14 protein-coding genes are annotated in these 16,247 nt (G+C 39.5%); 11 read left to right on the top strand and 3 right to left on the bottom strand.

Annotated elements, in window-relative coordinates; genetic code table 11:
• Positions 1-8 precede the first annotated feature (8 nt).
• Positions 9-1,862, bottom strand: a complete 1,854-nt coding sequence (locus tag HC176_RS19945; RefSeq protein WP_245234810.1) for a fasciclin domain-containing protein — start codon at positions 1,860-1,862, stop codon at positions 9-11.
• A gap of 178 nt (positions 1,863-2,040) precedes the next feature.
• Between HC176_RS19945 and mnmA the strand changes: the two genes are divergently transcribed.
• From mnmA to HC176_RS01990, 8 genes are all read left to right on the top strand, one after another.
• Entirely contained in the window at positions 2,041-3,228 is a 1,188-nt protein-coding gene (mnmA, locus tag HC176_RS02025) for a tRNA 2-thiouridine(34) synthase MnmA (protein WP_245234809.1), read from the top strand.
• A gap of 18 nt (positions 3,229-3,246) precedes the next feature.
• Entirely contained in the window at positions 3,247-4,854 is a 1,608-nt protein-coding gene (locus tag HC176_RS02020; RefSeq protein WP_167916519.1) for a S8 family serine peptidase, read from the top strand.
• Positions 4,855-5,796 (top strand): NAD(P)H-dependent flavin oxidoreductase, encoded by a 942-nt coding sequence (locus HC176_RS02015; protein WP_167916518.1) that lies wholly within the window; start codon positions 4,855-4,857, stop codon positions 5,794-5,796. It abuts the gene before it with no gap.
• A 75-nt stretch (positions 5,797-5,871) separates the two neighbouring features.
• On the top strand, positions 5,872-6,681 hold the full coding sequence (locus HC176_RS02010) for a helix-turn-helix domain-containing protein (protein ID WP_167916517.1): 810 nt from the start codon (positions 5,872-5,874) through the stop codon (positions 6,679-6,681).
• A 95-nt stretch (positions 6,682-6,776) separates the two neighbouring features.
• Entirely contained in the window at positions 6,777-9,248 is a 2,472-nt protein-coding gene (locus HC176_RS02005; protein ID WP_167916516.1) for a TonB-dependent receptor, read from the top strand.
• A 264-nt stretch (positions 9,249-9,512) separates the two neighbouring features.
• Positions 9,513-10,889, top strand: coding sequence for an MATE family efflux transporter (locus HC176_RS02000; protein ID WP_167916515.1), 1,377 nt, complete (start codon positions 9,513-9,515; stop codon positions 10,887-10,889).
• A 9-nt stretch (positions 10,890-10,898) separates the two neighbouring features.
• Entirely contained in the window at positions 10,899-11,126 is a 228-nt protein-coding gene (locus tag HC176_RS01995) for a hypothetical protein (RefSeq protein WP_167916514.1), read from the top strand.
• Positions 11,127-11,129: 3 nt separating this feature from the next.
• Positions 11,130-11,711: a phosphatase PAP2 family protein gene (locus tag HC176_RS01990; RefSeq protein WP_167916513.1), complete on the top strand. Its 582-nt coding sequence runs from the start codon at positions 11,130-11,132 to the stop codon at positions 11,709-11,711.
• A 4-nt stretch (positions 11,712-11,715) separates the two neighbouring features.
• Here HC176_RS01990 and meaB read toward each other — a convergent pair whose 3' ends face one another.
• Both meaB and HC176_RS01980 read right to left on the bottom strand, forming a co-directional pair.
• The gene (gene meaB, locus HC176_RS01985) at positions 11,716-12,789 is read right to left on the bottom strand and encodes a methylmalonyl Co-A mutase-associated GTPase MeaB (RefSeq protein ID WP_167916512.1); all 1,074 of its coding nucleotides are present in this window, start codon (positions 12,787-12,789) and stop codon (positions 11,716-11,718) included.
• A 144-nt stretch (positions 12,790-12,933) separates the two neighbouring features.
• Positions 12,934-13,488: a DUF2911 domain-containing protein gene (locus HC176_RS01980; RefSeq protein WP_167916511.1), complete on the bottom strand. Its 555-nt coding sequence runs from the start codon at positions 13,486-13,488 to the stop codon at positions 12,934-12,936.
• Between the two features lie 175 nt (positions 13,489-13,663).
• Here HC176_RS01980 and HC176_RS01975 point away from each other — a divergent pair, with 175 nt between their 5' ends.
• From HC176_RS01975 to HC176_RS01965, 3 genes are read left to right on the top strand one after another with little or no spacing between them, the layout of a single operon-like run.
• Entirely contained in the window at positions 13,664-14,215 is a 552-nt protein-coding gene (locus tag HC176_RS01975) for an RNA polymerase sigma factor (RefSeq protein WP_167916510.1), read from the top strand.
• Positions 14,199-14,771, top strand: coding sequence for a hypothetical protein (locus HC176_RS01970; protein ID WP_167916509.1), 573 nt, complete (start codon positions 14,199-14,201; stop codon positions 14,769-14,771). The genes HC176_RS01975 and HC176_RS01970 overlap by 17 nt, the downstream gene beginning before the upstream one ends.
• 13 nt (positions 14,772-14,784) lie before the next feature.
• Positions 14,785-16,194: a hypothetical protein gene (locus HC176_RS01965; RefSeq protein ID WP_167916508.1), complete on the top strand. Its 1,410-nt coding sequence runs from the start codon at positions 14,785-14,787 to the stop codon at positions 16,192-16,194.
• The last annotated feature ends 53 nt before the right edge of the window (positions 16,195-16,247 follow it).

The following is a 16,247-nucleotide window of genomic DNA, read 5'->3' as shown; positions in this document are numbered from 1 at the left end:
CAAAAATTTTAAAGTGGAGGCAATATAACCTTGTCTATAACATGTACAACGCCATTTGAGGCTTGAATATCAACTAACGATGTAACGATGTTGCTTGTTCTTCCATTAGCATCGGTTAAAGTAAAGGCACTTGCGTCTGCTTGTATATCGCCTCCTAATGTTGTTACGGTTCCTGTGGCTAACTGTGATGATTGTACGTTAGCATTGACAATATGGTGTAGCAAAACTGAATTGACAGTAGAAGTAGGGATGTCTGTAAGAGCACTAACTTCAAGTTCTGTTAGTAAACTTGCAAAGGCATCGTTGGTTGGTGCAAATACGGTAAACGGTCCAGCTTCAGGATTTGACACCGTTTCAATATAAGGTACGGTTGGGGTGCCTGTGTCGGCATAAGCTAATGCATCTACAAGAATCGATAAAGCAGCATTACTAGTAGCAAACGTTGCAATGGTTGGTAAGTCGATAACTTTATCTACAATATGAACAACACCATTTGAAGTCGATACATCTGCCGTGGTTACCGTGGCGCTGCCGTTAAACATTACTCCAGCACTTCCGTCGAAATATATACTTAATTTAGAATTATTTGGTCCGCCGGCCATGGTGTTGGTGTATCCCATAGCTCCGGCTAAATCAGACGACATAATATTGGCATCTGGAATAACATGGTTTAATAAAATTTGAGTTAAAACATCATTTGGTACATCTGCCAAAGAATTAAATCCTTTTTCATTCAAAAAAGCAGTAAAGGCAGCGTTGGTTGGAGCTAATACGGTTCTGTTTCCTTCGGCAGAAAGTGCACCAACTAAATTAGCTTTAACAACGGCATCCACTAAAATGCTTAAATCGGCAACCGATTGGGCAGTTTCTACAATATTCGGCTCTTCGGCTTCTGGTAAAATAACTTTATCGATAACGTGAACGACACCGTTAGTTCCTTGTATATCTAATAAAGAGGTCACAATATTGCTCATTCTTCCATTAGCATCGGTTAAGGTGAATGCATTGGCATCGGCAGTGATGTCTCCGCCTAAGGTAGAAACGGTACCGGAAGTCAACATACTCGATTGAACGTTCGCATTTACAATATGATTTAGTAGTACAGCATCAACGGTTTCGGTGTCAATATCCGTAAGGGCAGAAACATTAAGCTCGGCCAATAAAGACGCGAAAGCATCGTTGGTGGGAGCGAATACAGTAAAAGGTCCCGCTTCTCCGTCAGAAACGGTGTTAATGTATGGCACTGTTGGGTTACCTGTGTCGGCGTAGGCTAAAGCATCAACTAAAATGGATAAGTTTGAATTTGTGGTGGCGAATGTGGCAATAGTAGGTAAATCTATAACTTTATCTACAACGTGTACCACTCCATTTGAGGTTTCAATATCGGCAATTTGTACAGATGACATACCGTTAAAGGTCACACCTGAAGAGCCATCAAAATACAAACTTAGATTGCTGTTATTAGGACCTTCGGCCATAGTATTGGTATAGCCAGAGGTATTGACCAACGAAGCTGAATAGATGTTAGTGTCGGCGATAACGTGATTTAATAAAATTTGAGTTAAAACGTCGTTAGGTACATCAGATAAAGAGTTAAAGCCTTTATCCTGTAAAAACGCTGTAAAAGCGGCATTGGTCGGAGCCAAAACGGTTTTGTTCCCTGAAGCAGAAAGGGCATCTACCAAACCTGCTTGCACTACAGCATCTACTAAAATGCTTAACTGGCTTGAGGTTTGTGCTGTTTGAACAATGTTCAAACTAGGTTGCATGTTGTTGTTGTCGTCGTCATCATTACACGATGTCATGAAGAACATAATCATCACGAAAGATGCGATTTTTGAGATTGTTTTTAAAGTGTTCATAGCTCTTAAATTTTTTTTGTTTAGCAAATATATAAAAAAATTAAACAAAAATATATATTCTGTTTATGTTTTTTTAAAATAAAATAAACATTTTTCCTTTTTAACCCTCCAATCGCCAGCTTTTAATACGTAATAAATAATAGATTTATATGTATCTTTGCAGCTTAAAATTTTGCATATGAAACGGGTAATTATAGGGCTTTCAGGTGGTGTAGATTCTAGTGTGGCGGCATATTTACTTAAAGAACAAGGTTACGAAGTCATTGGGCTGTTTATGAAGAATTGGCACGACGATTCGGTAACTATTTCGAATGAATGCCCTTGGTTAGACGATAGCAACGATGCGATGCTTGTAGCAGAGAAGTTAGGCATCCCCTTCCAAACGGTCGATTTAAGTGAACAATATAAAGAACGTATTGTTGATTATATGTTCCAAGAATATGAAAAGGGAAGAACGCCCAACCCAGATGTGCTTTGCAACCGTGAGATCAAATTCGACGTGTTTATGGATATTGCTCTGGAATTGGGGGCCGATTACGTGGCTACTGGCCACTATTGCAGAAAGGGAACTATTGAAAAAGATGGCCAGAAAACCTATCAGCTTTTAGCTGGGATTGATGGGAATAAAGATCAATCATACTTTTTGTGCCAACTTTCGCAGGAGCAATTAAGTAAATCGTTGTTCCCGATAGGCGAACTCACCAAAACGGAAGTGCGCGAAATCGCTTCGAAATTAGATTTGGTTACCGCTGAAAAGAAAGATTCTCAAGGTCTTTGTTTTATAGGAAAGGTGAAATTGCCCGATTTTCTTCAGCAGCAATTAAAGCCTAAAGAGGGTGTTATTGTTGAAATTCCGAAGGAGCAGGAATTGTATAATGATGTAGAAAGAACCTTTATTTCTGAAGAAGACAAACTGAATTACCTGTCGCGTAAACTGCAGTATAAAAGAGATTACGGAAAAGTGGTGGGTAAACACCAGGGCGCACATTATTTTACTAAAGGGCAACGAAAGGGATTGGCCGTTGGGGGTACGCCCGAGCCTTTGTTTGTGATTGATACCGATGTTGAGGAAAATATTATTTACACGGGGCAAGGTAAAAACCATCCGGGTTTGCTTAAAAAAGCATTGTTTGTAACTAACGAAGAACTGCACTGGGTTCGTGAAGACTTAGCACTTAAAGTTGGTGAAACCATGCAGGTAAAAGCGCGCATACGTTACCGGCAACCATTGGAAGAGGCGACGTTGCACAAGGTTGAAAGCGGACTGTATGTAGAATTTGAAAATTTTCAATCGGCGATTACCGAAGGCCAGTTTGTAGCATGGTATATTGAAGATGAATTAGTTGGGTCGGGAGTTATTTCGTAAATTGTCATCAAAAATACTATGACAAAGGGCCTGATTGTTTTTAGTCTTCTCTTGTTCCAGCTTGTGGCTATGGCTCAAGAGGATGCTTGGGTGTATTTAATCGATAAGGAAAATATAGCCCAAGCTTTAGCAAATCCAGCTTCCATTCTTTCAGAAAAGGCCATCGACCGTAAAAACAGGCACGGCATTGCTATTGATGAACGCGATGTGCCGGTTAATGAAAATTATATTTCCCAAATAAAAGCGGCGCCGGGTATTGCGGTTTTAGCCAAATCGAAATGGATGAATGCGCTGCACGTTCGGGGCAGCCAATCTGATATTGAAAATTTGCAGGATAATTTTTCCTTTGTTGAATCCATAGAGTTTGCCGATAGAAATAAAAATGCTTCCAAAGGTGAAGAGGTTAAGCAAAAGCGTAAAACAGAAACCGTTTTAACGGCGTTTAATTATGGTAAGGCACTCAATCAAATTGAAATGATTAATGGCGACCAGTTGCATCTTTCAGATTACACTGGTACGGGGGTAACCATTGCTGTTCTCGATGGCGGCTTTCCGAATGTAAATACCATGGCGGCTTTACAACGCTTAAGGGACGCAGGTAATCTTAAAGGAGCTTATGATTTTGTAAACAGAGATGATGATGTATATACCAACACAGCCGGTAATCATGGTACTTTGGTACTCAGCACGATGGCTGCATATCTCGAGGGGCAATATGTGGGAACGGCACCTGACGCATCTTATTATTTGTTTACAACCGAGGATGGTACAAGTGAAAATACCGTTGAAGAAAGTTACTGGGTAGAAGCGGCTGAGCGTGCCGATAGTTTAGGGGTAGATGTGATAAACTCATCACTTGGTTACGGCAAAACCTATGACAATCCGAATTATGCCTACTCACCGTCAGATTTTAACGGAAACACCACTTTTGTTTCACGAGGTGCTAACATCGCTTTTGAAAAAGGTTTGCTGATAGTAAATTCTGCTGGAAATTCAGGAAATAATGGTGTTGGGGCTCCAGCAGATTCTCCTGGCGTATTATCCATTGGGGCGGTAGATGCCAATGGCAATTACGCTTCGTTCAGTTCGGTGGGCAATTCCTTTCAACCTTCTCAAAAACCAGATGTGGTGGCCCAGGGGCAAAACAGTGTTGTTATAAACGAAAACGATGCAATTGGTCCGGCTAACGGCACCTCGTTCAGTTCGCCCATATTGGCTGGTGGTATTGCCTGTTTATGGCAAGCCTTGCCCAACAAAACCAATGTTGAGCTTATGCAATTGATTCGTGAGTCGGCATCACAATTTGAAAATCCGGATAACTTTTTGGGCTACGGTATTCCCAATTTAGAGGTGGCTTTAAGTTCAGCTTTAGAAATAACAGGGCTTTCAAATGAAACGCCCATAAAAATGTTTCCCAACCCGGCTACTAATGAATTGTTTTTCAGCTTCAATAAAAATGCTACTTTTTACGTAGATGTTTTTGATGTGTACGGGAAGCATGTTTTAGCGTTTATATTAACCGATTCAAAATTTAAAGTGAATATTGCGTCATTAACAAATGGTGTTTATTTTGTAAACCTTCAATCATCAAACGAATCAAGAACCTTCAAACTTATAAAAAGGTAAATGCCGAATAAAATAACGGAACTTTTCAATATTAAATATCCCATTGTTCAAGCGGGGATGGTGTGGAACAGTGGTTGGCGGTTGGCTTCGGCGTCGAGCAACTCTGGTATTTTAGGATTAATTGGAGCTGGTTCGATGTATCCGGAAGTGCTGCGCGAACATATTCAAAAATGTAAAAAAGCTACCGATAAACCTTTCGGCGTAAACGTACCCATGCTATATCCAGACATTGAAAAAATTATGGATATCATTGTTGAAGAAGGCGTGAAGATTGTATTTACTTCGGCGGGAAATCCGAAAACTTGGACGGCTTGGCTGCAGGAACGCGGTGTTACAGTGGTGCATGTTGTGAGCAGTGTGAAGTTTGCTCTAAAAGCTCAGCAAGCTGGGGTAGATGCCATTGTAGCTGAAGGTTTTGAAGCTGGCGGGCACAATGGTCGGGACGAAACTACCACATTAACTTTAATTCCCATGGTGAGGGAGCAAGTGGATATTCCATTGATTGCAGCTGGAGGAATTGCGACCGGAAAGGCCATGCTGGCGACCATGGTTTTAGGTGCCGATGGCGTGCAGATAGGAAGTCGGTTTGCTGCTAGCGAAGAGAGTTCGGCGCATATCAATTTCAAACAAGCTGTGGTCAATGCCAAGGAAGGCGACACGCAGCTTACGTTAAAGGAGTTGGCGCCTGTTCGGTTAATAAAAAATAAATTTTATAACGATGTTCAGGAGCTATATAAACTATCGCCAACGGTTGAGCAGTTAAAAGCATTGCTGGGGCGAGGGCGAGCCAAAAAGGGCATGTTTGAAGGCAATCTGGAAGAAGGCGAGTTGGAAATTGGCCAAATTTCAGGTCTTATTCACGATATAAAACCGGTGCATCAAATTGTTAAAGAGATTGTAAAGGAGTTTGAGGCCGCCAAGCAAAACGTTGCTCAATTATAATTTTTAATAGGGTGTTAAAGTATTCGTTTCTTCCATTAACTCTTAATAGATTTGTTGGGACTTAAATAGCCTCCATTGAGCGATCAAATTCTAACATACAATAAAATTACTTCGGTTAGCGATATAAAAATCGAACCTTTTGATGTTGCTAAACGTTATACCAAACCCCATAAACATAACAAGTATTTAGAGTTGGTATTTTTTACAAAAGGAAGCGGGTTTCATTATTTAGATGCTCAACCTTATGAAATAAAACCACCAATTGCTTTTTTAATACATAATGACCAAGTGCATCATTGGAGCATAGATTCGGTTCCCGAGGGGTTTGTAATTATTATTAAAGAATCGTTTTTAGAGCGTATAACCGATAATGCTGTTCGTTTTCAATTAAGTCTTCTGAAAGATTTAGAGCTCATAAATATCGATGAAAAAGACCAAGCTTTACCGTTGCTTTTTGAAGCCTTGTGCTTGGAAATGAAACGGGCTCAGGTAAATCAGGAATTTTTAGAAAGTGCACTAAAGGCCGTATTGTCGAAACTAATAGGTTACTCCAAACACAAAATTTCCATAAATAAAACAAGTGTAGAGCATATGTTTTTAGAGTTATTGTCTCAAAACCTAAAAAATAATGTGACCTTTTATGCCAAACAATTGCATACCACATCACAAAACTTAAATGCCGTTTGCCAAAAATCATTTCAAAAGTCAGCATCCGATGTTATTGCAGAGTTTATTATCAAAGAAGTTAAACGTCAATTGCTCTATACCACAAAAAATATTAGTGATATAGCTTTCGATTTAGGGTTTAAAGACACCTCAAACTTTACCAAATTTTTCAAAAGACATACCGGAATGACACCGTTAAATTTTAAGAAAAACGAATAAATACTAATTACCATTTATTTTTCAAATACACCAAAATAGTTATAAAAGCTATGCTATCTTGCGCTGCAAATAAAAGAAGATAAAAGACAAAAACTATGATTAAAACCAAGTACATTTTATTATTAGCCCTACTATTAAATGTCCTTTATTCCTACGGGCAAATAAAAGGTAAAATTGTTGATGAAACCGGTTCAGCTTTAGAGTATGCTACTGCCGCTATTTATAACCAAAAGAAGAGCGCATTGGTAACTGGGGTGGTAACCGATTTAAATGGAAATTTTAGCTTTGAAAACCTTAAAAAAGGCACCTATTACATTGAAGCCTCTTTTATTGGCTATGAGGCGCAAACAGTTAAGAATATTATCATTACAACTACAAACGAAACTATCGATTTGGGTACCTTGAAACTCACTTTAGGTAACACCCTAAATGAAGTGGTTGTAAATGGAGAGCGTGCTATAGTAGTAAATAAAATTGACCGCCAGGTGTTTGATGCCGAAAAGTTTAAAAGTGCCCAAGGTGGATCGGGCATTGATGTCATAAGAAATTTACCGTCCGTAACCCTTAATGGCCAAGGGGAAATTAGTGTTCGAGGTAGCTCGGGCTTTGTGGTGCTGCTTAATAATAAACCGGTGCAAGGTAATGCCAGCTCTCTAATCGCCCAATTGCCGGCTAATGCGATTGAACGGGTTGAGGTCATTACGGCGCCGTCGGCTAAATACGACCCCGAAGGAAAAGCTGGTATTTTAAACATTATAACTAAAAGAGGAGCCGTAAATGGGGCTTTCGGACAAATAAATGTTAAAGGTGGTTTGCCATCCATAGAAACATATAACAACGATAAAGCCCATCAACGTTACGGTATCGACGCCACTTACAACATGCGAAATGATAAATGGAACGTATCCTTAGGGGCCAGTTACCAGCGCAACGACCTTGGCGGCCGAAGGGAAGGTGATGTTTACACAATTATTGATGATATTAAAACACAATTTCCGTCTACAGGAGAGCGCAGTTTTGACGAAACTAATTATAGCGGACGTTTTACAGTAGATTTTACGCCCGATACCACCAATGTGTTTTCATTAGGTTTTTTCGCCGGAAAGCGAAGCAAAGAACGATTGGCAGATATTGTGTATTATGATAACCATGCTGTGGATTTAAATAATGAAAACGACCGATTGTACACGTTTCAATATTTTAATCACAATTTAAGAGAACGAAAAAGTGACTTTGCATTGGGTAGTTTCGATTACGCACACACTTTTAAAAACTCCTCTAAATTATCAACATCTTTACTTTACGAATACACGCTGTTAGGAGGGCCAACCGTTAACCAAAATTTGGGCCATCCAGACAATAGTATTTTGTATCAAGATGAATATAACACCAACGATAACCCGTTGCACGGGGTAAGGCTTCAGATCGATTACAGTTTTAAGCCATTTAAAGCCGGCGTGCTGGAAGCGGGTTACCAATACAGAAATTTAGACCACACCGGAGATTTTGTATATGAAAGGCGAACCGATTTTGATGATGATTTCACTTTAGTACCCGAGTTTTCTAGTGAAGTGAATTTACAGCGCAGTATTCACTCAGTGTATGGTCAGTTTACAGGAAACGCAGGAAATTGGGATTATGCTGCAGGTGCTAGGGTTGAAGCTATGGACAGAACCTTGGAACTTAAAGACAAGGCGGGTGATATAGATGAAACTTATAATTACGACTTTGTAAAGTTATATCCTTCGGCATCTCTTCAATATGCCATAAACGATAAAACAGCTGTAAAAGCAGCCTATAGTAAGCGAGTAGAACGTACTACCACTTTTAAGATGAATCCATTTCCAGAGCGAGAGCATTCTGAAACCTTAGAGCAAGGTGATCCAAACCTGAGGCCAGAATTTATCGATTTGTTTGAACTTGGTGTTACTAAAAAGATAAAAGGAGGCAATTCCATTTTTGCGACGGGATATTTTAGAAACGTAAAAAACTTGGTAAACCGAGTAAATACGGTTTATAATGATACTATTTTAAACAGAATATACTCCAATGTTGGTTCGGCAAAAGCTATTGGTTTAGAGTTTGGAGCACAATTAAAACCAACAAAGAACTGGAGCAACTTTATTGGAGCGAATGTTTACAACTACGCTATTGACGGCGAGTTCGATAATCAACCAGTAGATTCAGATGCTACCATTTATTCCATTAATTTAAATTCTACTTATAATTTTTGGGAAAATGCTTCAATACAATTTACCTTTAATTATTTGTCTGATAGGGTAACTGCTCAAGGTGAAGATTCAAGGTATTACTCACCAAATCTTACTTTTCAAAAATCATTCTTAAACGATAGGCTTACCGCAACCCTGCAGTGGCAAAACATCGATATGGGGATGTTGAACACTAATGAACAGCGGATAACTACATTTAGGCCGAACGACTTTTACACGACAACCAATTACATTTACGAAGTAGACATAGTAATGCTTAACTTGTCGTATACCTTTAAAAACGGGAAAAACAAATCGAAATTTATTGATAGTGAATTTGGAAAAAGAGAGTTTTAAATAAAAATCTAGAAATTACAGGGAGGAACATATATTCCTCCCTGTAGTTTCTGAAACCTTAAGCTTTACTTTAAATCCCTAAAAATTAAACTTAACTGTCTCGTATATTGCTATTTAATTAGCTAAGGGACAATGTGAATTTACAAAAAAAAGACGGTATAATAGGCGTTCGCGGGTATAAAAATTAACATTTGTTAATTTTTATACCCGCGAACGTGTTAAGTAAAGGAGGTAAAACCGAAGCTAATCTGTTACATTTGCTGCATGAAAATATCTAATTACACCAAAGAGTTCAAATACAATTGGCAATTGGCCGCACCCGTTATGCTGGGGATGTTGGGACATACCTTTGTTAGCTTTGTGGATAATATTATGGTTGGCCAGTTGGGAACAGCCCAATTGGCTGCTGTATCCTTGGGTAATAGTTTTATGTTTATTGCCATGTCTTTGGGTATTGGGTTCTCTACGGCTATAACCCCGCTTATTGCCGAGGCCGATGGGGAACAAAATTTTATAAACGGGAAATCGTCCTTTAAACACGGGCTCTTTTTATGTACAGTTTTGGGAATTTTGCTGTTTCTGTTGGTGTTTTTTGCTAAACCCGTTATGTACTTGATGAAGCAGCCACTGGATGTGGTGGAATTGGCCATTCCATATTTGGATTTGGTGGCCGTGTCGTTAATTCCGTTGATCGTTTTTCAGGCCTTCAAGCAGTTTAGTGATGGGCTGTCTATGACTAAATACCCCATGTACGCTACCATTTTGGCCAATATCATTAATGTGATTTTAAATTATGCTTTCATCTTCGGAAAATTAGGCATGCCAGAAATGGGCATTGTTGGGGCGGCCTACGGTACTTTAATTTCTCGAGTGGTAATGGTGGCACATATTTGGTATTTATTGTCTAACAACGATAAATCTAAAAACTATGTTACCAAAATCAAGTTTTTCATTTTAGATAAACTCATGCTTAAAAAAATAATCGATTTGGGCATGCCCAGTGCCATGCAAATGTTTTTTGAAGTGGCCATTTTTACGGCAGCCATTTGGTTGAGTGGGCTTTTAGGGAAAAACCCGCAAGCGGCCAATCAAATAGCCTTGAACTTAAGCTCTATGACCTTTATGGTGGCTACAGGTTTAAGTGTTGCCGCAATGGTTAGGGTAGGAAACCAAAAAGGATTAAAAAAATATTTGGAACTCCGCCGCATTGCCCATTCTATTTTCTTCCTTGGTATTATTCTGGCCACGGTTTTTGCCATTTTGTTTTTAGTATTTCATACCCAATTGCCCAAACTGTATCTAGATCATAACGATGTTGAAAACGCTATCGATAACCGGGAAGTAATGCAAATTGCATCAAAATTACTGCTTGTGGCTGCTGTGTTTCAAATAAGCGATAGTATTCAAGTATTGGTTTTAGGGGCGCTGCGCGGACTGCAAGATGTAAAAGTGCCTATGGTGCTCGTGTTTATTTCTTATTGGGTTGTGGGGTTTCCTATTTCGTGGTTTTTAGGAAAAAATGAGGCTTTTGCCAGCATGGGCGTTTGGTTTGGACTTCTGGCGGGATTGACCGTGGCAGCAATTTTGTTGTATATTCGGTTTCATTTTCTAACTAAAAAGCTAATTTTGTCCAATAACTAATTTCAAATTATGTCGTTACCCAAGTTCATTTTAGGTGATAATTCCGATTATCCTTCAGCTATTTTTGTTATCCATACCGAATTTCCTAGATTTATCATCAATCTTGAAAATGATGAAGTGGAGTGGTTTGAGGATTTTGATGCTGAAGACCAAAAAGAACTGCAAACCGAAACCGAAAATGCCATTAAGTTGGCTACCGAGTTTTATGATGCAGAAATCGCAAAATACGAAGAGTAATTTATGATAGAACAACTAATAGAACTTGATAAAGAACTATTTATTTACTTGAACGGATTGGGGACTGAAACGTGGGATGGCTTTTGGATGTTCTACACCACTAAATTCAATTGGATTCCGTTTTATGTCGTTTTGGTGTATTTGATGTACAAACGACTTAACACCAAAATGTTCGTGCTGACTTTGGTGGTCGTGGCCTTGATGATTTTGTTTACCGATCAAGTTTCCAATCTTTTTAAAGGCTATTTTTTCCAACGTTTAAGGCCGTGCCATGACGAAACGGTAATGAACTTAATGCGTCTGGTAAAACCGTATTGCGGTGGCCGTTTTGGGTACTTCTCGGGGCATGCTTCAAACTCAATGGCGGTGGCTGTTTTTACCAGTTTTATGCTAAAATCGAAATACAAATACCTACCGTATTTAATGGTCGTTTGGGCTTTAGCCATGGGCTACAGCAGAATTTACATTGGCGTACACTTTCCGTTGGATGTGATTTCTGGAGCTACTTTTGGTTTGTTTTCCGGCTACATATTTTACAGATTGGATAAATACTTGCAAAGCAGATTTCAGTTGAAGGAAGAGTAAATGTTTATTCCAAACCGAGTAAATACTCGGCAGCAGCAAATGCCGTAGTTTTGTTTTCTCTAATCAGCTTTAAATGTTTTTCGAGTTCCGCTTTTATGTCTGGTCTTTGGAAAAAACGGGAGTTCAATTGGTTTTCAATCGTTTGTATAAGCCAATATTCGCTTTGCTTGTTTCGTTTTTCTTCGAAATAGCCATTTTTCGTGGTAACTTTTTCATACTCTAAAATCATTTGCCAAATCGCATCGATGCCTTTATTGTTTATGGCGCTGCAAAGCAAAACCCGTGGTTGCCACTGTGAGTCTTTTTCAGGGTAGAGGTTAAGTGCTCTTTTAGATTCTGTTTGTGCCAGTTTTGCCGATTTTAGGTTGTCGCCATCCGCTTTATTTATGGCTATGGCATCGGCCATTTCAATAATACCGCGTTTTATACCTTGGAGTTCGTCACCAGCACCAGACAATTTCAAGAGCAAAAAGAAATCAACCATGCTATGTACGGCAATTTCACTTTGGCCTACGCCCACGGTTTCAATAAGAATAACATCAAAACCGGCGGCTTCGCATAAAATAATAGTTTCGCGGGTAGTTCTGGCCACACCTCCCAAAGATTCGCCAGAGGCTGAAGGGCGGATAAATGCCCTATCGTTTCTTGCTAATTGCTCCATCCGGGTTTTGTCGCCCAAAATGCTACCTTTTGTAATGCTGCTGCTAGGGTCTATGGCCAAAACCGCCACCCGCTTGCCGAGGTCGGTGAGGTGTTTCCCAAAGGCTTCAATAAAGGTGCTTTTTCCAACACCCGGAACGCCTGTAATCCCGATTCGAATAGATTTATTCGCATGGGGCAAACAAGCCTGTATAATGGTTTTAGCTTGATTGGTGTGTTTTTGGTTTTTACTCTCAATTAAAGTAATGGCACGACCAAGAGCGGTAATATTTTTTTTTAGAATCCCTTCAATTAATGTGTCTGGAGCAATTTCGGTTTTTCGATTTTCTTTGTACGATTTAATGGAATTGGCATTGGTGGTTTCGGAAACTGAAACTCCTTTTTTTTCACTTAAAGCCGATTTATTTATTTTTGCCACGAATTTTCGAATGTACTCCTAAATTACAAATTTATTTTGATTGAAAAAGTGCGGAGCATGAAGCATGTAGACCGAAAATCTCTTTCAGCGGCTTGGAATTTGGAATTTATGTTTGACCGCAAACTGCGACTGAATGCTGCAAACTTACTTCAACGGTACAGCAACCTTAACATCGTCCCACGCCATGGTTAATGATAAGTTATCGGTAGAATTATCGAAGGCAATGGTAAATTGCTCTACAGTATGGTTTAATTGCTCCACGGGCACCTCAACATTCAAAACATCGTAGTTGGGGTCCCACATGGGTTGCATTTGCGCGTTTACACCCCACGAATACTGTTTGGAATTGAACATGACCGACCAAGTAGAGTCTTTTGGAACCGTCCATAACGTATATTTTCCAGCAGGCAATTGCATGCCTTTTATATCCAAAGCCTGGTTGGTTTCAAACGTAGTGGCTTCGTTGGCTCCCGTTCGCCATACTTGGTTAAAAGGTACCAACCCGCCAAAAATTTCCCGTTCCTTTTTGTAGGGTCGGTTGTAAAACACCTTCATTTTTAAATCGTTCAGTTTAAACTCTACCGTGTCCTTCGGGCTCAATCTGCTATCAAAAATATTTTCAACAAAAGCGGAGTATAAAAATAAACCTAAAGCAATGATAGATAGTAGGATTAGTAGGCGTTTTAAAAAGGTGTTCATATAGAGCAAATTAAAGAGGCACAAATATAATTTAAAAGGGATAACTACTAAAATGCAAACGTATATTTATTTAGCTTTGTTATGCACCCTCGAAAAAAAATATGGGTTTTTTGCAACACCTTGTTTTTTTGATAGTCTTTAAAGTGAACTAACCGAAACCAGAAGCTCGACAAGCATGTTTCAAGTTGACATTATAGAACAATGTAAACAGAACAACCGTAAAGCACAATTGCAGTTATACAACCAGTACTGCAACGCGATGTATATTGTGGCTAAACGGTTTTTGAAAGATGCCGCCGATGCCGAAGATGCGGTGCAGGAAGCCTTCATCAAAGCTTTTGAAAAACTGCATCAATTTGAGGCCGAAGTGACTTTTGGTGCTTGGTTGAAACGCATTGTGGTTAATAAATGTATCGACGTATTAAAATCGAAAAAACATCAACTTGTTGAGTTGAACGAGGTGCACCTTAAAGTAGTCGATACAGCAAAAAACGACAAATGGTTGGTTGAGGATACAGTAACCTTAAACGATGTAAAAGCGGCCATTGGCAAACTGCCCGATAAATACCAGTATGTAGTGATGCTATATTTAATTGAAGGCTACGACCATCAGGAAATTTCAGAGATTCTCGGGATTTCGGAAGTGGCTTCGCGAACGCAATTATCGAGAGGGAAAACCAAATTACAAACCTTATTAACACCCCAAAAAAATGGCACAAGATATTAGAGAATTATTTAAAAACGATGCGGTTTCGGGCGAAAGCATGCCAGAAAAGCACCAAGCACGGTTTTTGGAAAAGTTGGACAAAGCCATGCCAGTATCCAAAAAGAAACCTTTTAGCTGGTGGCAACTGGCTGCAAGTATTGTAGTGCTTTTAGGTTTGGGGTTTGGAGCGGTTAAGTTTTTTGAAACCCCTCCCATTGAAAGCGATAATAGTGTGGCAACAACACCAATTGTTACAACCAAATCGTTGGGCGATATTTCACCCGGATTAAAAAAAGTGGAAGATTATTACCTAGCCAGCATTAATTTGGAACTTTCTAAAATTGAATACACTCCAGAAACCAAAGAACTTTTTGATGGCTATTTATCGCAATTAAATGAATTGGACAAAGAGTACAAACGCCTATCGGTGGAGCTGACCGAATCTGGCCCAAGCGAACTCACTGTTAATGCTCTAATCGATAACCTAAAACTCCGTTTAAATTTACTGTACCGCCTCCGAAATCAAATCAAATCATTAAAAAATTCAAACACCAACGACGTGGTGCAATCCATCTAAAACAATCAAAAAAATGAACAGTAAAATCATAAAAGTGAACCTTTTTGCCCTGTGCTTCCTTGCAATGGGAAGCCTGTGGGCACAAAACAAATTGACCAAAGTGTCGCAGTCCATTAAAGTGGATAAAGACGTGGTTATCGATTTGAATTCGAGCCATTGCAATATTGTGTTCGATACTTGGAACAAAGATGTAGTGGAAATTGAAGCCTACATGGAGGGCGAAAAACTGAGCGATGAAGCATTGCAAAAAGCCCTTAAATCGTGGAAGGTGGATGTTGATGCCACGCAAAACCAAGTATCGATAAATGCTGCCGGGGGCGGTTCGCCACATTGGGTGATGCATGCTGATGACGATGTAAAAGTGATTTTAAAGGAACTGAAGTATGAGTTGGCCGAAATGCCCGAAATGGATTTCGACGTGCATGTTGTTGAAGTTCCTGAGATTCCAGAATTGCCCGAAGTACCAGAAATGCCTGAATTACCAGAGTTGCCCGAAGGCATCCACAATTTTAATTTTGACTATGAAGCCTATAAAAAGGACGGTGAAAAGTATTTGAAAAAATACACCGAACAGTTTGAATCGAAATTCGGAAAGGATTTTGAAGAAAAGATGCAGGCTTGGGGCGAAAAGTTTGGAAAGGAATGGGGCGAGCGCTATACAGAGCGTATGGAAAGACATGCCGAGCGCATGGAGGCCCAGGCCGAAAGGCACGCCGAACATGCCGAGCGTATAGCAGAAGCTCATCAAGCCAGAATGGAAGCCCATAAAGAACGTGCCAAGGAACACGCCAAAGAGCGGGATAAAAAAGTAATCAAAATTATTGAAGAGAAGTCGAGCATTGACGCCAAGAAAACCATTAAAATTAAAATACCGAAAAAGGCCAAATTGAAAGTGAACGTTAGGTACGGCGAAATAGAATTTACCGCCAATGTTGATAATTTGAAGGCCAATGTATCGCATGCCAAGTTTAAAGCACAACGCATTGATGGGAGTTTAACTTCCATCAATGCTTCCTATTCGCCAGTTTTTGTGTCGCATTGGAATTTAGGTGAACTAAACTTAAATTATGTAAATCGTGCCGATTTGGAACATGTTAACCATTTGGTTTTAAATGCTGTATCTTCAAATGTGGATGTGGGTAAACTTTCTGGAAGTGCCGTGATTGATGGCAATATTGGCGATTTGTCCATTGCCGAAATTGATGACAGTTTTTCCAACTTAAACGTGATTTTACAAAATAGTAATGCGGTAATTGCGCTTCCAAAAGCGGAGTGTAATGTGACTTACAAAGGCACACATTCGCAGTTTTCGCACCCTAAAAATAAAACCAAGGGCAGTACTTCTAATTTTTCATCCACGAGTTTAAACAGCGGAAAAAGTATTGTGGTGAATGGCAAGTACAGCGATGTGGTTATGAAATAACATATTGTTATCTGTCATGCCGAACTTGTTTCTGCATCCTTTCCATATTTTTT

The sequence above is a fragment of the Tamlana crocina genome (genome assembly GCF_012037625.1).
This window is presented reverse-complemented; position numbering and strand designations above follow the sequence as displayed.

Bases quoted from the DNA above. Each gene is read 5' to 3' on its own strand.
- HC176_RS19945 (WP_245234810.1), bottom strand. From the start codon at position 1,862: ATGAACACTTTAAAAACAATCTCAAAAATCGCATCTTTCGTGATGATT.
- mnmA (WP_245234809.1), top strand. From the start codon at position 2,041: ATGAAACGGGTAATTATAGGGCTTTCAGGTGGTGTAGATTCTAGTGTG.
- HC176_RS02020 (WP_167916519.1), top strand. From the start codon at position 3,247: ATGACAAAGGGCCTGATTGTTTTTAGTCTTCTCTTGTTCCAGCTTGTG.
- HC176_RS02015 (WP_167916518.1), top strand. From the start codon at position 4,855: ATGCCGAATAAAATAACGGAACTTTTCAATATTAAATATCCCATTGTT.
- HC176_RS02005 (WP_167916516.1), top strand. From the start codon at position 6,777: ATGATTAAAACCAAGTACATTTTATTATTAGCCCTACTATTAAATGTC.
- HC176_RS02000 (WP_167916515.1), top strand. From the start codon at position 9,513: ATGAAAATATCTAATTACACCAAAGAGTTCAAATACAATTGGCAATTG.
- HC176_RS01995 (WP_167916514.1), top strand. From the start codon at position 10,899: ATGTCGTTACCCAAGTTCATTTTAGGTGATAATTCCGATTATCCTTCA.
- HC176_RS01990 (WP_167916513.1), top strand. From the start codon at position 11,130: ATGATAGAACAACTAATAGAACTTGATAAAGAACTATTTATTTACTTG.
- HC176_RS01980 (WP_167916511.1), bottom strand. From the start codon at position 13,488: ATGAACACCTTTTTAAAACGCCTACTAATCCTACTATCTATCATTGCT.
- HC176_RS01975 (WP_167916510.1), top strand. From the start codon at position 13,664: ATGTTTCAAGTTGACATTATAGAACAATGTAAACAGAACAACCGTAAA.
- HC176_RS01970 (WP_167916509.1), top strand. From the start codon at position 14,199: ATGGCACAAGATATTAGAGAATTATTTAAAAACGATGCGGTTTCGGGC.
- HC176_RS01965 (WP_167916508.1), top strand. From the start codon at position 14,785: ATGAACAGTAAAATCATAAAAGTGAACCTTTTTGCCCTGTGCTTCCTT.